This is a genomic window from Methylophaga sp. UBA3192, assembly GCA_002363955.1.
Taxonomy (GTDB): domain Bacteria; phylum Pseudomonadota; class Gammaproteobacteria; order Nitrosococcales; family Methylophagaceae; genus Methylophaga.
Genome location: DEXE01000006.1, coordinates 412,786 through 437,382, shown reverse-complemented (window position 1 = coordinate 437,382; position 24,597 = coordinate 412,786). Strand labels below are relative to the sequence as shown.

General features: G+C 46.3%; 20 protein-coding genes. 9 read left to right on the top strand and 11 right to left on the bottom strand.

Annotated features, from left to right (window positions below):
- Positions 1-3 precede the first annotated feature (3 nt).
- From B2337_RS09130 to rapA, 3 genes are read right to left on the bottom strand one after another with little or no spacing between them, the layout of a single operon-like run.
- Positions 4-3,138, bottom strand: coding sequence for an efflux RND transporter permease subunit (locus tag B2337_RS09130; protein WP_292413405.1), 3,135 nt, complete (start codon positions 3,136-3,138; stop codon positions 4-6).
- Positions 3,131-4,363, bottom strand: a complete 1,233-nt coding sequence (locus B2337_RS09125; protein WP_292413404.1) for an efflux RND transporter periplasmic adaptor subunit — start codon at positions 4,361-4,363, stop codon at positions 3,131-3,133. Before B2337_RS09125 ends, B2337_RS09130 begins: the two co-directional genes overlap by 8 nt.
- A gap of 41 nt (positions 4,364-4,404) precedes the next feature.
- Positions 4,405-7,263: an RNA polymerase-associated protein RapA gene (gene rapA / locus B2337_RS09120; RefSeq protein ID WP_292413403.1), complete on the bottom strand. Its 2,859-nt coding sequence runs from the start codon at positions 7,261-7,263 to the stop codon at positions 4,405-4,407.
- 111 nt (positions 7,264-7,374) lie between these two features.
- Here rapA and B2337_RS09115 point away from each other — a divergent pair, with 111 nt between their 5' ends.
- Entirely contained in the window at positions 7,375-7,950 is a 576-nt protein-coding gene (locus B2337_RS09115) for a YigZ family protein (RefSeq protein WP_292359512.1), read from the top strand.
- Here B2337_RS09115 and B2337_RS09110 read toward each other — a convergent pair.
- The 7 genes from B2337_RS09110 to B2337_RS09080 all read right to left on the bottom strand — a co-directional run bounded on the left by B2337_RS09110 (position 7,943) and on the right by B2337_RS09080 (position 12,379).
- Positions 7,943-8,587: a class I SAM-dependent methyltransferase gene (locus B2337_RS09110; protein ID WP_292413401.1), complete on the bottom strand. Its 645-nt coding sequence runs from the start codon at positions 8,585-8,587 to the stop codon at positions 7,943-7,945. The genes B2337_RS09115 and B2337_RS09110 overlap by 8 nt on opposite strands.
- Positions 8,584-9,306 carry a DUF445 domain-containing protein gene (locus B2337_RS09105; protein WP_292359516.1) on the bottom strand — a complete coding sequence of 241 codons (723 nt, stop codon included), beginning with the start codon at positions 9,304-9,306 and terminating at the stop codon, positions 8,584-8,586. The genes B2337_RS09110 and B2337_RS09105 overlap by 4 nt, the downstream gene beginning before the upstream one ends.
- A 10-nt stretch (positions 9,307-9,316) precedes the next feature.
- Complete coding sequence (locus B2337_RS09100) at positions 9,317-9,601, bottom strand: hypothetical protein (protein WP_014707111.1); 285 nt, start codon at positions 9,599-9,601, stop codon at positions 9,317-9,319.
- 22 nt (positions 9,602-9,623) lie between these two features.
- Positions 9,624-10,916 (bottom strand): M18 family aminopeptidase, encoded by a 1,293-nt coding sequence (locus tag B2337_RS09095; RefSeq protein ID WP_292413399.1) that lies wholly within the window; start codon positions 10,914-10,916, stop codon positions 9,624-9,626.
- 78 nt (positions 10,917-10,994) lie between these two features.
- Positions 10,995-11,483, bottom strand: a complete 489-nt coding sequence (locus B2337_RS09090; protein ID WP_292413398.1) for a hypothetical protein — start codon at positions 11,481-11,483, stop codon at positions 10,995-10,997.
- A gap of 7 nt (positions 11,484-11,490) precedes the next feature.
- Positions 11,491-11,916, bottom strand: a complete 426-nt coding sequence (locus B2337_RS09085) for a hypothetical protein (protein ID WP_292359521.1) — start codon at positions 11,914-11,916, stop codon at positions 11,491-11,493.
- Positions 11,906-12,379: a YcgN family cysteine cluster protein gene (locus B2337_RS09080; protein ID WP_292413397.1), complete on the bottom strand. Its 474-nt coding sequence runs from the start codon at positions 12,377-12,379 to the stop codon at positions 11,906-11,908. The genes B2337_RS09085 and B2337_RS09080 overlap by 11 nt, the downstream gene beginning before the upstream one ends.
- Here B2337_RS09080 and B2337_RS09075 point away from each other — a divergent pair.
- The 3 genes from B2337_RS09075 (at position 12,378) to B2337_RS09065 (ending at position 15,839) form a co-directional block, all read left to right on the top strand.
- Positions 12,378-12,857 (top strand): DUF6231 family protein, encoded by a 480-nt coding sequence (locus B2337_RS09075; protein ID WP_292359525.1) that lies wholly within the window; start codon positions 12,378-12,380, stop codon positions 12,855-12,857. The two genes, B2337_RS09080 and B2337_RS09075, sit on opposite strands and share 2 nt — an antisense overlap.
- Before the next feature lie 145 nt (positions 12,858-13,002).
- Positions 13,003-15,084, top strand: coding sequence for a polyphosphate kinase 1 (gene ppk1, locus B2337_RS09070; RefSeq protein WP_292359527.1), 2,082 nt, complete (start codon positions 13,003-13,005; stop codon positions 15,082-15,084).
- A 2-nt stretch (positions 15,085-15,086) separates the two neighbouring features.
- Entirely contained in the window at positions 15,087-15,839 is a 753-nt protein-coding gene (locus B2337_RS09065) for a ParA family protein (protein ID WP_292413395.1), read from the top strand.
- Here B2337_RS09065 and rlmKL read toward each other — a convergent pair.
- Positions 15,831-18,065: a bifunctional 23S rRNA (guanine(2069)-N(7))-methyltransferase RlmK/23S rRNA (guanine(2445)-N(2))-methyltransferase RlmL gene (rlmKL, locus tag B2337_RS09060; protein WP_292413394.1), complete on the bottom strand. Its 2,235-nt coding sequence runs from the start codon at positions 18,063-18,065 to the stop codon at positions 15,831-15,833. The two genes, B2337_RS09065 and rlmKL, sit on opposite strands and share 9 nt — an antisense overlap.
- 49 nt (positions 18,066-18,114) lie before the next feature.
- On the opposite strand from rlmKL, the gene yhbY reads away from it, so the two are divergent.
- The 5 genes from yhbY (at position 18,115) to hrpA (ending at position 24,568) form a co-directional block, all read left to right on the top strand.
- Positions 18,115-18,408 carry a ribosome assembly RNA-binding protein YhbY gene (yhbY, locus tag B2337_RS09055; RefSeq protein WP_292359533.1) on the top strand — a complete coding sequence of 98 codons (294 nt, stop codon included), beginning with the start codon at positions 18,115-18,117 and terminating at the stop codon, positions 18,406-18,408.
- A 31-nt stretch (positions 18,409-18,439) separates the two neighbouring features.
- Entirely contained in the window at positions 18,440-19,033 is a 594-nt protein-coding gene (locus B2337_RS09050) for a nitroreductase family protein (RefSeq protein WP_292413393.1), read from the top strand.
- Positions 19,034-19,063: 30 nt separating this feature from the next.
- A complete protein-coding gene (locus tag B2337_RS09045; RefSeq protein ID WP_292359536.1) occupies positions 19,064-19,528 on the top strand; it encodes a pentapeptide repeat-containing protein in 465 nt (154 codons plus the stop codon).
- Positions 19,529-19,620: 92 nt separating this feature from the next.
- Positions 19,621-20,595: a DUF481 domain-containing protein gene (locus B2337_RS09040; RefSeq protein WP_292413391.1), complete on the top strand. Its 975-nt coding sequence runs from the start codon at positions 19,621-19,623 to the stop codon at positions 20,593-20,595.
- Between the two features lie 85 nt (positions 20,596-20,680).
- On the top strand, positions 20,681-24,568 hold the full coding sequence (hrpA, locus tag B2337_RS09035; RefSeq protein ID WP_292413389.1) for an ATP-dependent RNA helicase HrpA: 3,888 nt from the start codon (positions 20,681-20,683) through the stop codon (positions 24,566-24,568).
- Positions 24,569-24,597: the final 29 nt, after the last annotated feature.

Here is a 24,597-nt window from a genome sequence, read left to right as displayed (position 1 = left end):
CTCTTATTCAGTTTGTGTCTTGCTTGATCGAAAGCCAGTCATGGACTCGGCAATGCTCTCATGAAATGACAATAATGCGGGGATCACCAGTAACACCAATACCGTAGCAAACATCAGACCGAACGAAATCGATACCGCCATTGGAATCAAAAACTGTGCCTGGGGTGATGTCTCAAATAACAAAGGAGTCAAACCGCCGATAGTGGTCAGGGAGGTCAATAAGACTGCTCTGAGGCGCAAAACGGATGCTTCAATGATGGCATGTTGAGTCTCCAGCCCTTTTTCCCGTAAATTCTTGAAAAAAGTGACCAGGATGATCGCATTATTCACCACAATGCCTGACAGACCAAAGATGCCGAATAAAGACAGAATTGTCAGATCGATGCCGAGCAACCAATGCCCGACCAGTGCACCAATCAAGCCAAAAGGAATAGCCGTCATCACCACCAGTGGCCAGCCATAAGAGGCAAATACCCAGGCAAGAATAATGTAGATCAAAGCAAATGCCAGCAACACGCCCTGTTTCATGTCCCCAATCGTATCAGCCTGCTCTTCCGCCCTGCCCTCAAATACTACCTGAATGCCATAGCGTGACGTCAGATCCGGTAGAAAATCACGCTGTAAATCAGCCAGAATGGTGTTGTTATTGGTTACCTGACTGTCTACCGTAGCCGTTACATGCACAGCCAATCGGGTATCCGTATGACGCAGCACATCAAAGCCACGTCGTGAATCAAAATGTACTACCGAATCCAGCGGCACACTGCCCCCATTGGGAAGTCGAATCATAAAGTCATCCAGTGAAGCCTGGGTATTACGTTGACTATCCGGAAACATCACCCGCACTTCGACTTCGTCATCACCATCCTGAAAAATCTGTACCAGACGTCCATCATAGGCTGCACGTAATTGCCTGCCGACATCATCAACTGTCAGCCCCAGTACCTTGCCTTGCTCTTTGAGTCGATAAATCAATTGCGACTGGCCATAAGGCAAGTCATCTTCAATGGCACTGACACCGGGATAACGTTGCAATGCTTCGATGACTTCTTTGGAAGCAGCTTTAAGAATATCGGTATTGCCTCCGGTAAGACGGATATCAATATCACTGCCCGGAGGTCCGCCACGACGTTCGGAAATGGTGAAAGTCTCTATTCCGGCGGGCAAAATAATTTTTTCGCGCCAGGCATTAATAAAGGTTTGATTACGCACATCACGCTGATCCGGTGACGTCAGTTCGACCTGCATGGAAGCAAAACGATCATCAATTTGTGATTCGGACATCCCCCCGGCGGTACCGGCAGCCCCCAGTTTGCTGGTCGCCACATCAACCAGGGGTTGCTCCCATTGCTGATCGGTCTGTTCCAGCGTGGCTGAAATATGTTGCAGAAATTTATCAACCTCACTGCGTGGCGTGCCTGCCACAAATCGGGCATTGGCTAACACGGTGGTACCTTCAGGCGACGGGAAAAAATTAAAGCTGATACGACCGCCTGCCAGCAAGCCAAAACTGATAATCAATAACGCCAGCGCAGCACTGACCGTTAAGCCACGATTTTTAACGGCATGGGTGACCAGTGGCCGGAAAAGATCATCCCGCAGATAATTAAAGGCCCTATCCAGTTGCGCTCTGATAGCTGAAGGCTTGGCGTGATGAATATTGTGAAAACTATGCCGTAAATGCCCCGGCAGGATCAAAAAACACTCAATCAACGAGGCGATGATCACGCAGATCACTACGAATGGAATATCAAACAGAATATTGCCAATTACGCCACTGATTAACATCAGTGGAATAAAAGAAGAAATAGTGGTGAGTGACGACGATAGAATCGGTGCCAGCATTCGTCTGGCGCCACCTTCCGATGCAGTTAACGAAGGTTCACCGCTCTGGTAGTGGGCGAAAGCATCTTCCCCTACTACAATCGCATCATCAACAATAATCCCCAGCGACATAATCAGCCCAAACAGGCTGATCATGTTAATGCTGCCGCCGAGTGCATATAACACGGCCAATGCCGCCATAAAGGATACCGGAATACCAACCGCCACCCAAAAAGCTACCCTTCCATGCAGAAACAGAAACAGAATGCCCAGTACCAGCAGTAAGCCACCCAGACCATTTTTTAACAGCAGATTGATACGCTCTTTGATCAACTGCCAACTGGCATCATAGACTTTCAACTGAACACCTTCTGGCAGACTGCCAGCGTTATCGTCCAGCCATTTTTCAAGAATACGTGCGCTTTTTAGCGAATCCGCATTTTCAGTACGTTGCAGTTCCAGCTCAATGGCTGGCTGACCCTGATAGAACAGATTCATTTGTTTACGCAAAGGACGGCGTTCTATGGTCGCGACATCTTCCAGTTTGACCAAGCCGTTGGCAAAGTCTGATTGCAACGCAAATTCGGCAAAAGCCTGTACATTACGCCCTTGATCCAGACTGCGGATTTGTCGTGTGCTCTCCTCATTACCGATTTCACCAGCCGGTAAATCCTGACTTAACCGGGCAATACGATCCGCAACCTGATCCAGCTCCAGCCCCAATGCCTCCAGCTTGGCTTTATCCAGTTGTATGGCAATTTCTTCCAGCGGCAGTCCGCTGATATTAATCCGTGAAATGCCCCGATCAAGAAGATCATGTTCAATATCATGGGCAAGGTAACGCAGCGATGCCAGGTCGCCGGTTTCACTGGTGATCAGAATTCGCGCCACGCTTTCGTAATTTGTCACCAATGAAACTTCAGGTTCTTCACTGTCAGTAGGCAGATTACGGATCTGCACAATGCGATCCTTGACCTGATCCAGTGCCTGCCCCATATCACTTTTTTCGATAAACTCAATGGTGACCAATGACATTCCGTATGACGAAGTGGAAGTCATCTTTTTCACATAATCAACACTGCGTAATTCCTGTTCTACCTGCCGGGTAATTGATTCGGCAACATCCTCAGCACTGGCGCCACGCCATTCAATACTGACGGTGATAATATCCAACGCAAATGTGGGAAAAAACTGGGTATTGATACGGTTTAAAGACAAAATTCCGGCGAGAATCATCACCAGCATTAACAGATTGGCCGCCACGCGATGTTGGGCAAAGATGCCGATAAAGTCGCGTTTCACCGGTTCACTCATCCTTAACACTCACCGATAAACCATTGATAGCATTAGGTAATTGAGTCGTAATAATCAGATCACCCTGTTGCAGGGCATCGCTTTGGATCAGCAAACGGCTTTTGCCATCCTGATCTGCATAATCACCGATTTTGGTTACGCTTACGGCTTCAAGAAGATTGTTTCGAACCCGATACACTCTATCCAGACCATACAGGGCGCTGTAAGGAATGGCGACCGTTTTTTCGCGAACCGGCAACGTCAGCTGAGCACTGACAAACTGCCCTAATGCCAGTGGTCCCGGCTCACCTTTCAGGCGAAACAGGCCGTCACGTCCTGCGACATTCACATTTACTTCGCCACTGAGACGGCGCAATTCAAATTCATACGGCTGACCGGCAAGCTGTGCAATGGCAGTCAACCGCTGTTTTTCAAACACTGGATAAATATCGGCCAGATAACGCTCAGGAATCGACGCACGTAATTCCAGTCGCCGCATATCATAAAGTGTCACTAATGCATCACCGGTTTGGACCCGGTCACCGATGGCGATTTGCCGGCTACTGATACGACCGGAAAAAGGGGCTTTGATAATGGTGCGGCTGAGATCCAGCTGCGCATTATCCAGTCTGGCCTGAGCTTGTTTACGATTTGCCTGCAGTTGTGCCATACGGATCGGATGATCCTGGATATCAAACTGCAACTGTTTCAGATTGAGACTTTGCTGTGCCTGTAGCGAGATGGATTCATCTAATAACGCTTGCGATGATAACTGGCTTTGTTGCAGTTTTTCAGCACGGCCGACTGCCGCTTTTGCCAAATCTACCAATTGTTGTTGAGTGGCAAACAGTGCTTCATTGCGTTTAAGTTGCGACTGTTCAGCAGCAATCTGGGCATCTATCAATGCCAGTTCGCCGGCAGCCTGATCAACCGCCAGTTGAGCTTCCTGCTGATCCAGTTCGACCAGTATTTGGCCCTGTTCAACCATGTCGCCATCAAATACATAAACTTCTGCTACATCAGCATTGATTGCAGCACGCAGGTTGGCCATTTGTGGTGCTTCGAGACGACCGTATAAAGTAAGTGTCGGTGACAACGACGCAAAATCAATTTGCTGAGTATCGACCAACACACCCTGAGCCGGGCGATCCTGAACCGGAGCCTGTGGGCGAGTACTGATCAACGTACTGAATATCACTATGGCCAATGCCACGACCAGTAATGGTGGTAACCAACGTTTAATCAAAACCCTACTCCGTTATGTTTTTGATCCGTGACTTTGGCAGATCACTCCGCTTCTGTCACGATGATTAAGCGTAATGCATCCAATTTCAATTCTGCATGTTGCAGATACTGTTGCAGTTGTTGTTGCTGTGATTGCATGGCTTCAATTTCTGAAGATTTAATATGCGTATTTTTTTCAGCAAGATGCTGCAGGCGCTGTATTTCATTATCCGTCAGCTGTGTCATTTTACTGATGGCTTCATCGATAAGCTGCTTTTGATATGTGGCAGCCATTTTTTTACTGGAATCAATTAATCCATCAATACGTTCGCGGGCCACCTGCACCATCTGCTGGGCAGTATGTTTGGGAATACGACCAGCCTGTTGATTCATTTCCTGCTCGGTCAAATGTTCATCCAGTCGTCGCCCTTTCTCATCTATGACGATCCGCAGGTACGATTCAGGTATGTATCGAGTGATATTATAGTGTTTGGGTGCCGGGCAATGCATCACAAATGCCACTTCCAGCAATAAACTGCCAGCAACCACCAGATTACTTTTCAACTGACAGAAAGCGGTATTGCCCAAATCAGAGCTGATGACTGCATCCATTGCCGATAGCACTAATGGGTGTTCCCAGCTTAAAAAGGCCATATCTTCACGTGATAACGCTCTGGCACGCTGATAGGTTGCCGTTAACCCATCTTCAGGCAAATCAATTTCATCACTGCGCAGCTCATCACCGCGTTGCAGAATAATGCTGTCAGCACTATGCGCCTGCTGTTCAATACCATAGGCATCAAAGAAATCATCCATAAAAGCCGCCAGTTCCAATGGACTGCTGGCTTCCTCAACCTGCATCAGAATCTCTTTTGCAGCGGATTCATCAAAGGAGTTCAGCGTCAGTAAACGATCCCGGCCCTGGCTGAGATTTTCCCGCAATTGCTGCTCTGCTTGCCGGGTATCATCAAGCAATCTGGCAAAGGCTTTTTTATCTGCAGGGTCACGCAAACACTTTTCCAACTGTTCAGCAAATTGTTCACGTAATGCTGAACCCGTTTTACAGACCGATTCAAAGGCATTCAAGCCTTGGTGATACCATTCGAGCAGCAGTTGCTGAGCGGTATCCTGATAATAAGGCACCACGATATTTACCGTATTGCGTTGACCAATACGATCCAAACGACCAATACGCTGTTCCAGCAAATCCGGATTCAGTGGCAGATCAAATAACACCAGGTAGGAACAGAATTGGAAATTCCGTCCTTCGCTGCCGATTTCAGAGCAAATAAGGATCTGTGCGCCTTCTTCATCATCCGCAAAGAATGCAGCAGCCCGATCACGATTGATCAGGGTCATGTGTTCATGGAACACGCTGCTGCGTATTCCATGTTGTAACCGCAAATGCAATTCCAGCTGCTGAGCGGTTTCAGCATTGGCAGTAATTAATAAGGTTTTTTCACCTCGGTGTTCTTTAAGCCAGTTCACCAGCCAGTCGACTCTTGGGTCTAACGTCAGCCAGTTTTCACCTAATAGAATTTCGGGTTGCAACAATTCGGTTAGATTATTGCCTGTTTGAAATAAATAATGCTTGGTAGGCACTAGGGCATGTGCAGTTAATTGGCGCTCAGGGAAACCTTTAACTGTCTCGCGGGTATTACGGAATAAAATCCTCCCGGTACCGAATTGATCAACAAATTGCTGTTTTGCCTGTTCGCGTGCCGATTCAAACTGCTCTGCGTCAGCCAGTCCGTCCAGCAGCGTATCATCCAGATAATTTTTTAATTCTGTTTTCAGGTTGTTTTTAGCGGCAAATTCAGCGGCTGATTCAATCGCCATCAGTTGATCCAGCAACTGACTGATCTGCTGATATTTCTGCTGTTCTTCACGAAACTGTGTCAAATCATAATAACGATCCGGATCCAGCAAGCGCAGACGGGCAAAATGACTGTCCATGCCCAGTTGCTCAGGGGTAGCTGTTAATAACAAAACTGACGCAATCTGCGCGGCCAGTTTTTCAACCAGCTGATACCCCTCACTACTGTGATCTGCATGCCACTGCAAATGATGGGCTTCATCCACTACCAACATATCCCAGCTCACATGCAATACATCCTGTTGCATTTCGGGATGGGTTTCCAGCGTCTGTAAATCAGTTAACACCAGCTGCGCGCTATCAAAGGCATTACCTTCATCCAACTCAACCAGGGCCTCATAGCGCTCGGCATCAATCACCGTAAAGGCCAGATTAAAACGCCGTAGCATTTCCACCAGCCATTGATGCACCAAAGCAGAAGGAACAATAACCAATACCCGGCTGGCCCGTCCCTGCATGATTTGCTGGTGCATAATCATGCCTGCTTCGATGGTTTTACCCAGACCGACTTCATCGGCCAGTAATACCCGGGTTGAAATACGGTGTGTCGTCTGTGAAGCAATATAAAACTGATGGGGCAGACATTGCACACGGCCCCCCAACAGACCAAATACGGGTGATTGATGTAACCGATGAAAATATTGATGGGTTCGGAGTCTTAGCTGAAATTTGCGATTTTTGTCTATCTGCCCGGCAAACAGACGATCCGTTGCCTGGCTGAATTGTACAAAGCTGTCCAGATCCATTTCATGGATACTGATCGCTTCTCCCTCAGCGGTTTCGCCCTGATAAATCACACAACCATTTAACGGATGTTTTTCGCTGATAGTAAATTGCTGTCCCTGACTGGTTTTAATCTGTTCGCCCACTGGGTAGTCGACCCGGCTTAACGGTGCATTATTCGCCGCATAACTTCGTTGTTCATCGGCAGCCGGAAAGGCGATTTCAATTCGTCTGCCGCTGACTTCGGTAATGATACCCAGACCTAATTCGGCCTCGCTGTTGCTGACCCAACGTTGACCTACTGCAAAACTTAATTCTGACAAACTGTATTACCCGATTTATTAAGATGAATTTGGACATTGCCCCGCCTGGCCTGCGAGCAAAAGATGGCAATATGGTAAATTGTCAGGCTGTATTTTCCTATAGTAAATAAGATGTCCAACCAGTTTTTTGTTGTTCGTACGCCGGCCAGTGTCGAATCTGAAATAAAAAAATCACGTTTTATTGGTGTCGCCATGTCCTGTGACAATGAGCAATCTGCCTTAAAGCAACTCAGGCAGTTAGCCGCGCAACACCCTTCGGCAAATCATTTGGCCTTTGCCTGGCGAATAAGAGCGCCCGAAGGATTTATCACTGAACGATTTTTTGATGCGGGTGAACCCTCCGGCACCGCAGGAAGGCCAATTCTGGCACCGTTACAAGGTGAAGACTTAATTAATACCGTGGTAGCGGTGATTCGTTATTTTGGCGGCGTTAAATTAGGCACAGGCGGTTTAACCCGTGCCTATGGCAATGCCGCCAAACAAGCCATTGATGCGGCCGGAAAATTACCCTGGGTTGAAATGGCGGGGTTAAGTCTGCAGATAGATTACAGTCAGCTGCAAATGCTGGAATATCAACTGAAACAGATCCATGGTCGCATCCTCGACCAACAATTTACCGATACGGTCAGTGTCGTAATCGAATTACCAGCAGAACATCTGGCCGCTATTCGCGAACAATTCAGTTAGTAAAGCTTATTAATCGCTGATTTATTTCAACTGCACTGAAGGCAAATTGTTTTTGAATGAAATTCAAACTGTCGCGATGATAGAAAAAAACATGAGTGATATCGTTTTTGTAATGCCAACTGGCAAAATCAATGCTGTTATCTAACAGTTGAGTCATGCAAAACAATTTTCCACCAGGATTTAACAACGATTTAAGCCGGGCAAATTCCACCGCCGGTTGATGGAAATGCTCAATAACTTCGCAGCAGATAATAAAATCATATTGTTCGGATAACACGCTGATATTCGGATGGAAAACCGGGTCATAAAGCCTTGTTTGATAGCCTTTTTCGGTGATGATTTTGCTGATGACGGGCCCAGGACCTGCACCAAAATCCAAACCAATTTTGTCCGGTGGTATTTGGCTTAGGATGGCCTCTGTGATTGGGGAAACAAACTGCTGATAACGCGGATCGTTCACATCATTTTCATGGGTCAGATACAGTGCTTTTTCGCTTTCGCGATCCGGCAGATGCTGATTGTCCATCTGTACTGCATGACATTCACTGCATTGCCAGTAATCATGTCCGCGCCAATGATGATAAAACGACACTGGCGCGGCACATAAACGGCAATTATGCTCGATCCAGGAGTTCACAACGGTAAAAAGCTGGTCATCAATCCTATCAAGCCACCAAATACGCCCCCCCATACGACCAGCCAGCCCAGATGCTGACGGATTAAATCCTGAACCATCTGTTTGACCATCTGCGGTGTCAGTTCATCCAGTCGACTATGAACGATAGTGTATATCTGACGGTATAAATCATCACTGACCGGCCCACTGCTCAGTTTTTCTCGCAGATGCTGCTGAAAATGTTCGCTGTGCGCAATATCGTTGAGCGACTGCTGCATTTTACGAACAAAAGGTTCTTTCAATGGTTTAAGTGCTTTGGCGCCACCCACCATCGACAACATGCTGCCAAACGAGGATTCCATAATGGTGGCCACCAGATTGTCAAACACGGGATCCAGATCGGTTTGATCAATGATTTCTGAAAAATCCAGTTTATTTTCACGTTTATCATCAAGCATTTGGCTGACAAAGCGATCCAGGCTTTGCTGATTGAAGAACTGTTCCATGACCAGTTTTTCGATGGCAACACGAAATTCGTTAAAGCGTGCCGCAATAACACCCGAACCATATAGCCCAGGCACTTTTTCAAACAGCATATGAATGGCCAGCCAGTTGGTTATACCACCGGCCAGGGCAAACATACCTGTGGCCAACACTGGATCACGCCAGGGCGTATCAAGCAATAACCCGACGCTAACCAATGCAGCAGCGCAGAGATTAGTCAATAAACTCTTATTCATAGGCAGCTATTTAATCTTTGGTCCAGCGTGTTAACGCCTCAATAATTTGCTGCGCCTGGTCACGACTTGAAATATTAAATTTTGAACGTTGACCGTATTCGCCATTGCGTTTTTGATAACGGCGGATGGTGTATTTATCCGGACCAAATTCACCTGTTTTACGATCCAGATCCTGATAGCGAAACATTACTGTCGCCCAGGCACCTTTGGTAAGAACGACTTTATCCAGCTCTTTTACCGTAGTGACATCGCCTTCCTGATAGGTCACCGTTAATTCATCAACTGTTTCTGACATAGTGTATGTATTCCTTTGATTATTAATTGAAAAATTGTTTTAGTGCGTTATATAAATGCCAGGTATCCAGGCTGCCAGCGAGTTCACGAATTGAATGCATGGCAAATGTGGGTACACCAATATCCAGGGTCTTCACCCCCAGATTACTGGCCGTTATAGGCCCAATCGTACTGCCACAGGCCATATCCGTACGCACCACAAAATCCTGCACCGGCACATTTGCCAGTTCACAAATCTGTCTGAACCGTGCACTGGTTTCACTGTTGGTGGCATAACGCTGATTGGCATTGGTTTTAATAACCGGGCCTTTATTCAAAATTGGCCCATGTTGCGCGTCATGCCGGTCGGCATAGTTGGGATGTATTCCATGTGCATTATCAGCAGAAATCAATAAAGACTGTTGAAGCATACGTTGGAAGCTTTCATTATCCTGAGCTAAACGTTGCAGAACTGCAGGGAGAAATGTGCCCTGGGCGCCACTGGTTGAAACACTGCCAACTTCTTCATGATCGGTGCACACCAACAGAGTAGCTTTATCGGCAGTACCGGTCAGTAAAGCCTGCAAGCCAATATAACAACTGAGTAAATTATCCAGCCGTGCCGCACTGATAAAATCTTCATTGAGCCCCACCAATGCAGCTGGTTGAGTGTCATAAAAGCAGATCTCATAATCCAGAACTTTGCCAATAGCCATATCACCATGTTCGGATCGAAGTTGCTGCTCCATTAAAGCACGAAAATCAGGTTTATCACCCTCTTCACTCTGCAGCAATATCGGTGGCAGATGCAGCTGTGGATTAATACTGCGATTCTGGTTCACTTCCCGATCCAGATGAATCGCCAGACTTGGAATAACCGCCACCGGTTTTTTGAAATTGATCAAACTATGGCGTAATTGATTTTCGGCATCGACATAACTGACCCGGCCGGCCATGGATAGGTCACGATCAAACCAGGGGTTTAACAGTGCACCACCATAAACTTCCACTCCAAGTTGCCAGAATGAATGACGTACTGTTCCCGGTTGCGGTTTAACTTTTAAACACGGACTATCGGTATGCGCTCCCACCATTTGAAAACCTGCTTCGGCAATAGCCTGTGCAGGCAGGTTAAAGGCAATCAATGAAGAATCGTTACGAGTGACGAAATAACGACCGGCGGGTAATTTCCCCCAGCTGTCCTTTTCATCAAGCAACTTGTAACCAGCTGATTTTAAAGCCGACTGCATATTTTCTACTGCGTGAAACGGTGTGGGTGACGCATCAATAAAATCGAGTAAACCTCGATTGAGATCTTGGGGAGAAATGTTACTCATGATGAATTCCGGAGTCTGCAACGTGGCGATATGTTAACGATTTTGGCGCAATCAATGTGACAAATTATCTGAGTAGTTTCAATCTTCAATCACTTGACCACGATAGATACGTTTTTTTTTGCTTTTTTTCGACGGTATTTTTTGACTGGGTTCGACAACTGATTTAGCTGGTTTCGGCGATAGATCCTTTGGTTCCTGTTCAACAATCAAATGCCCGCGATACATTCGCGTCGGTTTCGCAACTGTTTGTGAAAGTTTCGTTTCAGTGGGCGCCTGACGGCGAAATCCCAGTGCGGCAAAAATATCAGCCTGATCTTCGATATTGGCCCGTTCACTCAATGGCATTCTGAGGGTACTGTTAAAACTGGTTCGTTCTATCAATAACCTTGGCAACAAATTAGCGACGGCTAAGCCTTTGACTGAACCAAACGCCATGGCTTCAATACGACCGTTTTCAAAAATAATATGACAGGCTTTGTTGTCTGCAGTGGTTAAAAATAGGGTGCCGCTTTTTTGCTCGTTACACAGCGTCAGCAATCGGTTCAGAATTTCCGTTGTCTCAAGCATAAGTCCCTCATTCTGTATCGTCCTCAGTTTTAGAACGAATAACGCGCCGGGCATTTCCGCCATGCAGGCGACAACGATCGGCCAAAGCACCTAATGACCAGGCTTCCGGTTGGCGTATCGCCACTGAACGTTTGCACTTTTTGCCACCCGGCAGACGTGCGCCACATGGCGGACGATAACGTTTAATCTTTTCCCATCCTTCCAGCGTTTGCGTCGCTTTACGAATCACTTTGACTTCGCGTGGTGACAGGCTGTTTTGATCGACTGGACGCGTTTTTTCATCGGTTTGACGCCACCAGTAACGGACTACCGGTAATGGCAATCCGAAACGTCGGGCCAAATCATCTGGTTTTCGGTAAATTTCCATTTCAAGCAGCGTCAATGCAGCTTGTTCAAGGCGGGCGGTAAATTCGCGACTTTGCTCAGGTGTCATGTGGATAAACGGGGGGCTGCAGCGCAATGACCTCTTCGGTTAAATCAATATCATCGGATTCACTGATGGCAATATGTCTTACGGAGACACCTGCATCAATCACACTCTGTGGATCACCGGTAATCAAAGGGTGCCATTCCGGCAGGGGCTCGCCTTCTGCAAGTAAACGATAGGCACAGGTATCGGGTAACCAGTCAAAGAAATGTGCCTGCTCGACGCTGAGCTGAATACAGTCTGGCACCGTCTTCTGGCGATTAGCATAATCCTTACAGCGGCAAGTTGAAACATCCAGCAGTTCACAGGCTACCCGTGTGTAATACATGCGTCCATCAGAATCATCTTCCAGTTTATGCAGACAGCAACGTCCGCAGCCATCACACAGGCTTTCCCACTCGGTATGTGTCATCTGACCCAGTCGTTTGTGTTTCCAGAACTCGGTAGATGTTTTATGCTGGTCAGTCATGAATCAATCAGTCTTATTGTCTTCGCTGCTCAGCACGCTGATACAGCAATTTGAACCGCAATCAATATTGGTTGCGGGAGATGTTGCCAGGCTATGCCTGAACGATTGCCAAGATACCAGATCACAGGCTCTGACAACACCATTTGAACAATCGCAATTACAGCAAATTCATAGTGTGGATCTGGCCGTTATCAGTGATCTGACTGAAACCTTACCATTGCAGGCAGGGCAACAATGGCTGGGATATTTACGCAACTTACATGCGCCGCATATCATTTTGATTGCCGATCCTGCGCAAGCACAACAACAGGGCTGGCAGTTCCGTGATTATCTGGCCATGGGGTTGCATCATATCGCTGGTACTAACGATGGATTACAGGTATTCAGTTATGCCATCGAAAATTATCAGCCCAAGCGTGACTGGCTCAACAGTCGCTTCTGGGCCAATCCGGAAAACTATGACAAATATCGGTGGTAAGCTGTCATCAGATTGTCATCAAACCGTTCTAACGTGCTGTAAGGTTTGTTTTTGTCATCCAAACTTCATTTGAAAACCGCACTAAAATATACAATAAGTCTAACGTTCATTAACCTCTTAAATTTAAGCCATCAAAATGGAAAACATGGAAACACAAATTGATCTGAACAGCTCCGAGCTTTACCTGAATCGTGAGCTGAGTTTGCTGGAGTTCAACTGGCGTGTCTTGCAGCAGGCACTGGACCCCAGTGTGCCATTACTGGAAAGGCTGAATTATTTGTGTATTTCCAGTACGAATCTGGATGAATTTTTTGAAGTCCGCGTAGCTGGCTTAATTCAACAGATTGAAATTGGTGATCCTTACCTTGAAGCCGATCAAATCAGTGCTCAGGAAGCATTGAGATTAATCAGTTTACGTGCCCATGAGTTGGTAGATGAACAATACTCGGTACTCAATAATGAGTTGTTGCCTTTATTGGAACAGGAAGGCATTAAAGTACTGCCAAGACCGATGTGGACAGCCGAACACAGTGCCTGGCTGGAACAGTATTTTCGCGATGAAATCCAGCCGATTCTCAGTCCAATCGGGCTGGACTCATCTCACCCCTTCCCGAGATTACTCAATAAGAGTTTGAACTTTATTGTATCCATGGATGGAAAAGATGCCTTTGGGCGCAGTATTGGCTATGCCATTTTACAGGCACCACGGGCTTTACCTCGTGTGATTCAGTTGCCTGATGAGTTATGTGAACCGGGCCAATATCACTTTGTGTTTTTATCATCAATCATTCATGCATTTGCCGATGATTTGTTTTTCGGCATGAAAATTAAAGGCTGCTATCAATTTCGGGTAACACGGAACAGTGACCTGGCCATTGACACTGAAGAAACCAGCGATTTGCTGGCGACTATTGCTGATGAGTTGACCCATCGAAATTATGGTGACGAAGTACGTCTGGAAATTGCGCATAATTGCCCTGAAGAAATGGTTAACTTTTTACGTGACCAATGTGCAATGCAACAGGAAAACGTTTATCTGGTGAATGGCCCGGTGAATTTAAGCCGTTTGCAAACCTTGCATTCAATGGTGGAACGGTCTGATCTCAAATTCAAACCATTTACTCAGGGACGTCCGACTGGACTGACTTCGGATGCGGATATTTTTGATTTATTAAAACAGAAAGATGTATTACTACATCATCCCTATCAGTCATTCACACCGGTTATTGATCTCATTAAACAAGCTGCAGCAGACTCCAGTGTGCTGGCAATAAAACAAACCTTATACCGGACCGGGGCCATTTCGCCGATTGTGGATGCCCTGGTTGCAGCGGCTCACGCTGGTAAGGAAGTTACCGTAGTGATTGAATTACGAGCCCGTTTCGATGAAGCAGCGAACGTTGCATTGGCGTCCAAACTTCAGCAGGCGGGAGCCCATGTTGTGTATGGTATTGTAGGCTATAAAACACATGCCAAGATGCTGCTGATTTTACGTCGTGAAAACAATAAATTACGTCGTTACGTGCATTTGGGAACCGGTAACTATCACCGTAATACTTCAAGAATTTACACCGACTATGGTTTGTTGACCTCAGACAAGCAGATCGGTGAAGACGTCAATAACCTGTTTATTCAACTGACCAGCCTTGGCAAAATCCCCAAAATGCATAAATTGATGCATGCTCCTTTCAATCTGCATCAGGGGTTACTGGACAAAATTGATCGGGAAATAGCGCACGCTGAAGCTGGTAAAGCAGCCCATATCATTATCAAGGTCAATGCCGTGGTTGAACCGGAAATGATTCAGGCGTTGTATCGCGCTTCTATTGCCGGTGTTAAGGTTGATTTGATTGTCCGCGGCATCTGTACCCTGAAACCCGGTGTTGAAGGTATATCAGACAATATTCAGGTACGCGGCATCATTGGTCGGTTTCTGGAACATACGAGGGTGTTTTATTTCGAGAATGCCGGAGACATTGAAGTCTGGGCTGGCAGTGCCGATCTGATGAAACGTAATTTGTTACGTCGTGTGGAAACCTGTTTCCCCATTGAATCCAAACGACTGCAAAAACGTATTATTGCTGATCTGAATTTGTATCTCGCTGACAATACACAGGCGTGGATCTTATCTGCCGATGGTCGCTATCAGCGTGCTGCACGCAAAGAAGGCGATGAAATGATCAGTGCCCAGACAGCGCTGCTCGAAGAGTTGGCAAAAACCATTTAATCATGCAAATCATCGCATTTTTTAATTTGAAAGGTGGCGTGGGTAAAACGACCTCAGCGGTTAATATTGCCTGGCAGGCTGCAAATGAGGGAATCCCTACCTTACTCTGGGATCTTGACCCGCAGGGAGCTGCCAGCTGGTTACTGCAACGTAAAAGCAAGTCTAAAGCAGAACCCAAAAAACTGCTGTCGGGTAAAACCGCCATTGGTGAGTTAGTTAAAAATACCGATTATCCATCACTGGATATCATTCCCGCCGACTTTTCATTTCGGCAAATGGATTTGGATTTGGCAAAAGCCGGGGATAATAAAAATCAACTGGCCAAACTGTTAGCACCATTTGGTGAAAGCTATTCGTTAATCGTGCTGGATTGTCCACCCAGCTTTTCGGAACTGACTGAGCAAATGTTTGCGGCAGCTGAAGCGATTTATGTGCCGATTATTCCCAGCCATTTATCGATGCGTACCTTCGAACAAACCCGAGATTTTTTTAAAGATAACAATCTCAGACCCAAACGATTACACGCCTTTTTTACCATGGCAGATCGTCGCCGCAGTCTGCATCGCGTGATGCTGGCTCATCCACCAAAGATGTTAAAGCATGGCTTGCAAACAGCCATCCCCTACGCCGCCGTGGTAGAAAAAATGGGTGATATGAGAGCACCATTAGCCACATTTGCGGCAAACTCAGCCGTCAACAAAGCCTACCAGGCGTTGTGGCAGGAAATTAAACTCACACTCGACAGTTCAAGCTGATTTCTGTATTCGCCAGCAATAATGGATTTTTGAATTACGTTCAAAATCAATTGGTAATGTGGCCTTGCTAATGTCCTTTATATCCAGACCTTTTAATGCTTCGGCATCCAGTTTGAAGTCACGGCGATTGGTAGAAAAGAAAATCTCCCCACCTGGATTCAACATCCCGGCGATTTTATGCAGCATATCGATATAGTCACGCTGAATATCAAAGACCCCTTCCATTTTGTTGGAGTTGGAAAAAGTCGGTGGATCGACAAAAATCAAATCAAAGCGTAAATCCTGGGTGGCTGGTTCGTTTAACCAGGCCAGTACATCCGCACGGATATACTGATGCTGTTCACCGACAAGGTTATTCAACTGCATATTATCTTTGGCCCAACCCAGGTAGGTATTGGACATATCAACCGTGGTGGTGGATTTTGCCCCGCCTGCTGCTGCATAAACTGTCGCGCTGCCAGTGTAAGCAAACAGATTCAGAAAAGCTTTGCCTCTACTGATTTCAGCCAGCATCTGCCGTGTAATGCGATGATCCAGAAATAAACCGGTATCAAGATAATCCGTCAGATTAATCCAGAACCGCAAGTCATTTTCCCGTACTTCAAAACGCTGGCGTAACGCCGCCTGAGATTCGTATTGGTTTGAGCCACGCTGTTTCTGACGTAGCTTCAATGCGACCTTATCATTGCTCACCCCCAAAACGACCGGAATAATCTGCATCACTTCATCCAGACGTTCACTGGCTTTGAGCGGATCAATATCGGCTGGCGGAGCATATTCCTGCACATGGACATAGTCACCATAGATATCAATGGCCACGGCATAATCCGGCAAATCAGCATCGTAGACACGATAGCAATCCAGATGATTTTTACGTGCCCATTTCGCCAGATGGCGAATATTCTTTTTCAATCGATTGGCAAACATTTCTGCTTGCGGGGAAATCTTTTCAACCACAGATGATTTAACAACAGGCTTTGGTTTGGTCTTTGATGTTTTATCCCAGGGTGAAGGAGAAGTAGTCATTTCCTGCTGCACGGGTTTGGCATCACGGCGTAATGGTTTAGGGGCACGGTATGACAACACTTCACAGGCAATCGGCCCGTTATCAAATGGTTTGCTGTCAAATAGGGTCAGACCGGTCAATTTACCCAGTTGGGCATTGTCGGTAATAATAGTCGTGCGCCATGCCGGTAAATGCTGATTAACTAAATCACCTAATGCTTCATACAACTCATGTAATGCATCGGTGTCACCAATACGTTGGCCATAAGGCGGATTCGACACGACCAAGCCCACTTCCGGCAATGTTTGCGCCACCGTAGCCCAATTTTGCAGATCCCGATGAATGACCTGAATGCGATCACTGAGTCCTGCTGCTTCAATATTAGCCTGCGCCGCTGTGACAGCAGTTTTATCCTGATCGCCGCCCATGATCATCGGCAAACGTGCTAGACCACTTAAGCGCCGTCTTTCGGCATCAGCTTTTAATTGCTGCCAGGCAGTTTTATCGTGTTGTTTCCAATAAAGAAAACCAAAATAATCACGTTGCAACCCGGGTGCGATATCGGCAGCCATCAGGGCCGCTTCAATTAAAAAAGTACCGCTGCCACACATAGGGTCCAGCAATGCCCAACCTTCCCGAGCCAGCTTTGGCCATTCGGCTGAAAGCAAAATCGCAGCAGCCAGATGTTCTTTAATCGGCGCATTAGTTGGGCTGACGCGATAACCACGTTTATGCAGGCTCTCACCTGACAAATCGAGACTGACAATTGCCTGGTTATGCTTGAGATAGACATTGACCCGCAGGTCCGGCTGATGCAAATCCACTGAAGGCCTTGTGCCGAACAGATCACGTAATCTATCCACGATGGCGTCTTTGACTTTCTGTGCACCAAATTGTGTGTGGTGGATTTTTGAACGAAAGCTATTAAAATCGACGGCTAAAGTGGTGTCTTCAGCATCAATATGCTGTTCCCAGGCCAGTTCTTTAATTCCGTTGTAAAGTTGCTCGGTCGTTTCGGCCGAAAAGTGGGCAATTGGCATCAAAACCCGGACCGCAACACGCGACCACAAACAGACCTGATAGGCTTCTTTGAGACTACCGGTAAAACGAATACTACCTGCTTCTGTTTTGTATTGTTTAATGCCGATTTGTTTGAGTTCTTCTTCGAGCAGAGGCAACATGCCACGAGCTGCAGTAACGGTGAACTTATGTTTAGTCATGAAACTATCCTGATATAATCACGGCATTTTAATACAGGTAGCCCTACTCATGGCAGTCAATGATAAACAACGCCGATATCTGAAAGGATTGGCCCATCCACTAAAACCCGTTGTAATGGTCGGTAACGCTGGTCTTTCTGAAGCCGTTCTGGCCGAAATTGAAAATGCACTGGCTTATCATGAGCTGATTAAAGTACGCGTCAGCGGACAGGAAAAAACAGAGCGCAAGCAAATGCTCGATGAAATTGCGGAAAAAACCGGCGCAGATTTAGTCATGATGATTGGTCACATTGGTGGTTTTTATCGCCCGGCAGAAAAACCAGTCATTCAATTACCGCGTTAATCTTAGTCACTAAGCTATACGGGATATCATTTTGATTCAAAAACCCGCTGAAACTGAACAGAAACTCGCCAGCATTATCGCTGAGCGATGGAGTGGCAAGGCATTCGATCCAACACAAGCTGTAAGTGACGATACTATTACAGCCCTTTGTGAAGCTGCATTGTGGGCGCCCTCTTGTTATGGCGAAGCGCCATGGCGCTACATTATCTGCAACAGATTCAAAGATGAAATAAGCTGGCATAAGACACTGGACAGTCTCTCACCAGGCAATCAAACCTGGGCGGTTAATGCACCGTTATTAATTGTCACCGCTTCACGCCCCCAGTTTTCCCAAAACGAAAATGCGAACATATGGAATGGCTATGATACTGGTGCTGCAAGTCTGAATATGTGCCTGCAGGCGACAGCAGCTGGATTGATGTCTCACCAAATGGGTGGCTTTGATGTCGACAAACTGCGTGAAGCCTTATCAATCCCATCAGAAATAAATTTGTGGTCGGTGATAGCGATTGGTTACCCTGCTCCACTTGATAGCTTGAGCACTGAAGCATTGGAACGGGAACTAAAGGCAAGAGAACGACGTCCTTTAAGCAAACATTTTTTTGAGAACCGCTGGACAGACTAACGCTAAATCAATGAAGTTGAGGGAAACATAATGAAATCAATGGTGATTATCACAGCCCTGAGTTTATGCAGTACAGCAGCCTTCGCCTACGATAAAATCTATCTTAAAAGGCTACTCGAACAAAACCAGTGCCATCACTGTGATTTAAGCGAAGCCCCCTTGGAAAATCATGATTTGCAAGGTGCGGATATGAGCGAAGCAAACCTCAAAGGCATCATCCTCACCAATGCGAATGTTAAAGGCGCCTGGTTTACTCACTCCCGTATGCACGGTGCTCAGCTGGAAGGTGCCAATCTCAGTAATTCATTAATGGATTACACCCAGTTAATTGATGCCAATCTGAAAAATGCTACCCTGGACGGAGCGCATTTAATCTTTTCCGACATGTCTGGTGCAGACTTAACTGGTGCATCAATGATTGGTGTACATGACAGAGGGATCAAATTCTGCAATACCACGATGCCCGATGGCACTGTAAACAATGACGGGTGTTAACATTTAGGGAAAAATTTCCCTTAAATATCAACTGACATTCGACCTGGTTATCGCTAGTATATGGCAGTCAAAATCTGCCATAGGAAATCATTTTGTTTCTGAAAAAAATCGTTTTTATTTGTTTACTGGCTCCTGTTCTATCCCACGCAGCACCTGTCACATTGATTTTAACCAATGGTGACCGACTTCAAGGTGACTTATTAGAGCGTAATCAGGAATCTCTTACTATCAAACATCAGCTTCTCGGGGAAATGGTCATCAATACTAATACCGTTGCTGATATAAAAACCAACTATGAAGCTCTGGCTCAACAAACGCCATCCGAGCAAACGTCTGCCGCCCCCACTATCGAACCAGCTGAAATCGCTCAGGCAGAACCTGAAGATAACGGTTTATTTGGCACCGGCTGGCTATCTGATTGGGAAAGACGTTTCGATTTAGGGTTGGCAGGAAGTCGCGGAAAATCAGATAACAGTAAGGTAAACGTGGCATTCAATGCTGATCTTGCAACTGAAAAAACCCGTATTAACAGTCGCACGGCTTATTTCTATGCCAAGTCAGAAGAGGAAACTTCTGACAACAGCTTTTTTAGTTCAATTAACCGTGACTGGTTAAAACCAACCACACCCTGGTTTACCTTTGCCGGTGGACGTTTTGATATCGATCGATTCAAAGATTACGATTATCGTGTTAATGCCAATAGTGGTTTTGGTTATGAATTTGCCAACTCCGAAGACTTTTTATTCGTTGGTCGTTCAGGTGTGGGGTTTAATAAAACATTTGGTGGAGAGCGTCAGGAATTTACTCCTGAGGGGTTGTTGGGTCTTGAATCACGCTGGCGCATTAATGCAGCGCAACGCTTGGCACTAGCCAATACTTTTTACCCAAGCTTTGACTCTTTTGATGCATATCGTAATGTGACCACTTTTGACTGGATCCTGGATCTGGACGAACGAGCTGGCGTGGCATTAAAAGTCGGTATGTCCAATGAATACGATTCTGAAACGGAAGATGACATCAGTAAAAACGATTTCAAATATACTTTGTCACTTTCCTGGAGTCTGTAAAAGCACCTAACCAGACATAGTAGCGCCGGCTCTGTATGATATTTGCCGCTGGGACTATTAATGCGTACGGATAAATTGAAGATCAGTGAACAACCTACAGCAACAATTAAAGTCTCAGATAAAACAAACAATGATCGCCGACCAGCACAAGCTGCGTCGGCGGTCATTACAATTGCAGAAAAAATCCGCCAATGAAACTGAATGGCTGAATCTGCAGCAGCAAATTGAACGTTCAAACCAGCGCTATCAGCAACGTCTTAATAATATTCCGAAGCCATCATTGAATGCAGATCTTCCTGTTATAGAACGACGGGAAGACATCGCTAACGCTATTCAGCAAAATCAGGTCATCATTCTTTGTGGTGAAACCGGATCAGGTAAAACCACTCAGCTACCTCAAATCTGTCTGGATCTAGGCCGGGGTGTCGGCGGTCTGATCGGTCATACTCAACCACGACGAATTGCGGCAAGGACGGTTGCAACCAGGATTGCCGAAGAGCTTAAATCTGAAATCGGCGAAGTAGTCGGATATAAAGTACGTTTTCATGATCAGGTAAAAGCCGACAAAAGTTATATCAAACTGATGACAGATGGTATTTTGCTGGCTGAAACGCAGAATGATCCTTTTTTAAATCAATATGACACACTGATTATTGATGAAGCTCATGAACGCAGTCTGAATATTGATTTTCTGCTGGGCTACCTCAAACAACTGCTTCCCAAGCGTCCAGATCTGAAACTGATCATCACTTCAGCCACCATTGATACCAAAAGGTTTTCAGAGCATTTTAACAATGCGCCGGTGATTGAGGTCAGTGGCCGAACCTACCCTGTCGAAATTCGTTATCGTCCTCTATTGAGTCGCGATGATGATAGTGAAGATCTGGATTTCGTGGATGGCATTGTTCAGGCCGTAGATGAATTGTGCCGTGTCGGACCGGGTGATGTGCTCATCTTTCTTTCCGGTGAACGTGATATCCGTGATGTGTCTGAAGCACTGCGTAAACATCATCCACCCAATACGGAAATCCTGCCATTATTTGCCCGCCAGTCAGCCAGTGAACAGAACCGGGTATTTAAAACCGGTGGTCCGCGGCGCATTATCCTGGCAACCAATGTCGCTGAAACCTCTCTGACTGTGCCCGGTATTCGTTATGTTGTCGATCCCGGTCTGGCACGAATCAGTCGCTACAGTGTGCGGAATAAAGTTCAGCGATTACCGATAGAAAAAATTTCACAGTCAAGTGCCAATCAGCGTTCCGGACGGTGTGGACGTGTAGCGGCTGGTGTGTGCATACGTCTTTATGATGAAGAGAACTTCACTGCCAGACCCGCCTTCACCGATCCGGAAATACTGCGTACTAATCTGGCTTCAGTCATTCTGCAAATGACAGCATTAAAACTGGGCGATCCGGCAAAGTTTCCGTTTATTAACCCCCCGCCTCCGAAGATGATCAATGATGGTTACCGGTTGCTGGAAGAACTTAATGCCGTTAATGATAAACGCCAAATCACCGAAATCGGCCGCCAACTGGCAAAACTGCCTATTGATCCGCGTATCGCCCGGATGATTCTGGCAGCAAATGATCAAAACAGCCTGAACGAAGTATTAGTGATCGCCAGTGCTCTGAGTATTCAGGATCCACGTGAACGGCCGATGGATAAACAACAGGCTGCCGATGAAGCCCACAGCAAATATAAAGATGAGCGTTCCGATTTCCTGGCTTTTCTCAAATTATGGGATCTGTACCACGATAGACAGAAACACCTCAGCCAGAATAAATTTCGTAAATACTGTAAAGAAAACTTTCTGTCATACCTGCGATTACGCGAATGGCATGATATTTATCAGCAGCTGCATGTTCAAACCACCCAGATGGGCTTTAAGCCGAATCAGCAAGCAGCTGATTACCAATCCATTCACCAGGCTTTGCTCAGTGGTTTGTTAAGCAATGTCGCCGTGAAAGCTGATCAGCACAGCTACGCCGGCACCCGAAATCTTAAACTGAAAATTTTCCCGGGCTCGGCATTACATAAAAAAGGTCCCAAATGGATCATGGCGGCCGAATTGGTCGAAACTGGCCAGCTTTATGCCCGGATTGTCGCCAAAATAGAACCCGAGTGGATCGAGCCGATTGCCGGAGATTTGGTTAAACGCCAATACAGTGATCCCCACTGGGAGAAAAAACCGGCACAGGTGGTCGCATTTGAAAGCGTCAATCTGTATGGGCTACCCGTTGTTAACCGCCGCAAGATTCATTACGGACCGTTAGACCGCGTGATTTCTAACGAAATATTTATTCGTGAAGCGCTGGTAAATGGTGACTTTAACTGTCAGGCGAAATTTTTCAGACACAATCGCCAACTGGTTGATGAGATAGAACTGCTGGAGCAAAAATCACGACGCCGGGACGTCCTGGTAGATGAGGACACCCTGTTTGCTTTTTATCAGCAACGTATTCCTGACGATATTATTAATGGCCAGGGATTTGAAAAGTGGCGCAAACAGGCTGAGAAAAAAGATCCTCAATGCCTGTTTATGAGTCGTGAAATTCTGATGCAGCACAATGCTGATCAGGTGACAGTGGAGAGTTATCCAGATCAACTATTGGTCAACCGTGTTCCATTGCCTCTGGAATATCATTTTGAACCTGGCAAGCAACATGATGGTATTACCCAGACCATTCCACTTTCACTACTCAATCAAAGTGATCCGGAGCGCTATGAGTGGTTGGTACCGGGATTGCTACGTGACAAGGTGATTTTTCTGCTGAAAAGTCTGCCAAAATCCTTGCGTCGACATTTTATTCCTGTGCCGGATTATGCCGATCGTTGCCTGAAAACCCTGACAGCATATGAAGGCGCTTTATTGCCGGCTTTAAGTGAACAACTACGTAAAATGACCGGTGTGGAAATCAAGCCTGATGATTGGCGACCAGAAGATTTACCTCTCTATCTGAAAATGAATTTCAAGCTTGTGAATGAACAGGGTGAATTGTTGGCCGAAAGCCGTGATTTGAATCAGTTAAAGCAGGATTGGTCGAAAGAAGCGGCTGCCAGCTTCCGTCAGTTACCGGATTCAGATTATGAAAAAACCGGCATGACTGATTGGGCTTTTGACGCGTTTCCTGAACAGATTGTCATGCAACAAAACGGTTTGGAAATGACCGCTTATCCTGCTCTGGTGGATCGTATTGATCATGTTGATCTAACCTTGATGGATACCTTGCAGCAGGCAAAAACCTTTTCAGCCCTGGGACTGAGAAGGCTGTTTATGCTGGCCGAGAAAGATAAAGTCAAATATCTGCAGAAAAATCTGCCGGATATTCAGAAGATGTGCCTGCATTACGCCAATGTACCGGCTGCACCGTTTGATGAAAAAAACACTCGGCAAATCACCCCTTGCGAACAGCTCAAACAGGACTTGATTGCGGTAGCGTTCGACCGTTGCTTTCTTAAGGATCAGGAATGGCCTCATGATAAACAGCAGTTTGAACAACGTCTGCAACAACAAAGTAGTGAGCTGATCAACATTGCCAACCAATTGGCCAGATTGATTGCTGAACCGTTAAGTGAATATCATGCAATTGCCAAACGGCTGTCCGGAAATATTCCGTTGGCAGCAATACATGCCGTTAAAGATATCCGCGAGCAATTAGCTCATCTCCTCTATCAAGGGTTTGTTCATTACACACCGGATGATGCATTACAGCGTTTACCGGCATACTTCCGGGCTATTGGCGCCAGGCTGGATAAGTTAAAAACTGATCCGACTAAGGATCGTCAGCGTCAACAGGAAGTCCACCCATACTGGCAACGTTATCTGCAAAATATCAAGCGTGCTGATACTGAAGCGATGCAACAGTACCGCTGGATGATTGAAGAATTCCGCATCTCGATTTTTGCTCAGGAAATTGGCACCGCCTACCCTGTCTCCGCTAAACGGTTAGATAAACAATGGGCTGAATGTTAGGGCCTGTTGAAACTCATGGCTCAGGCGTC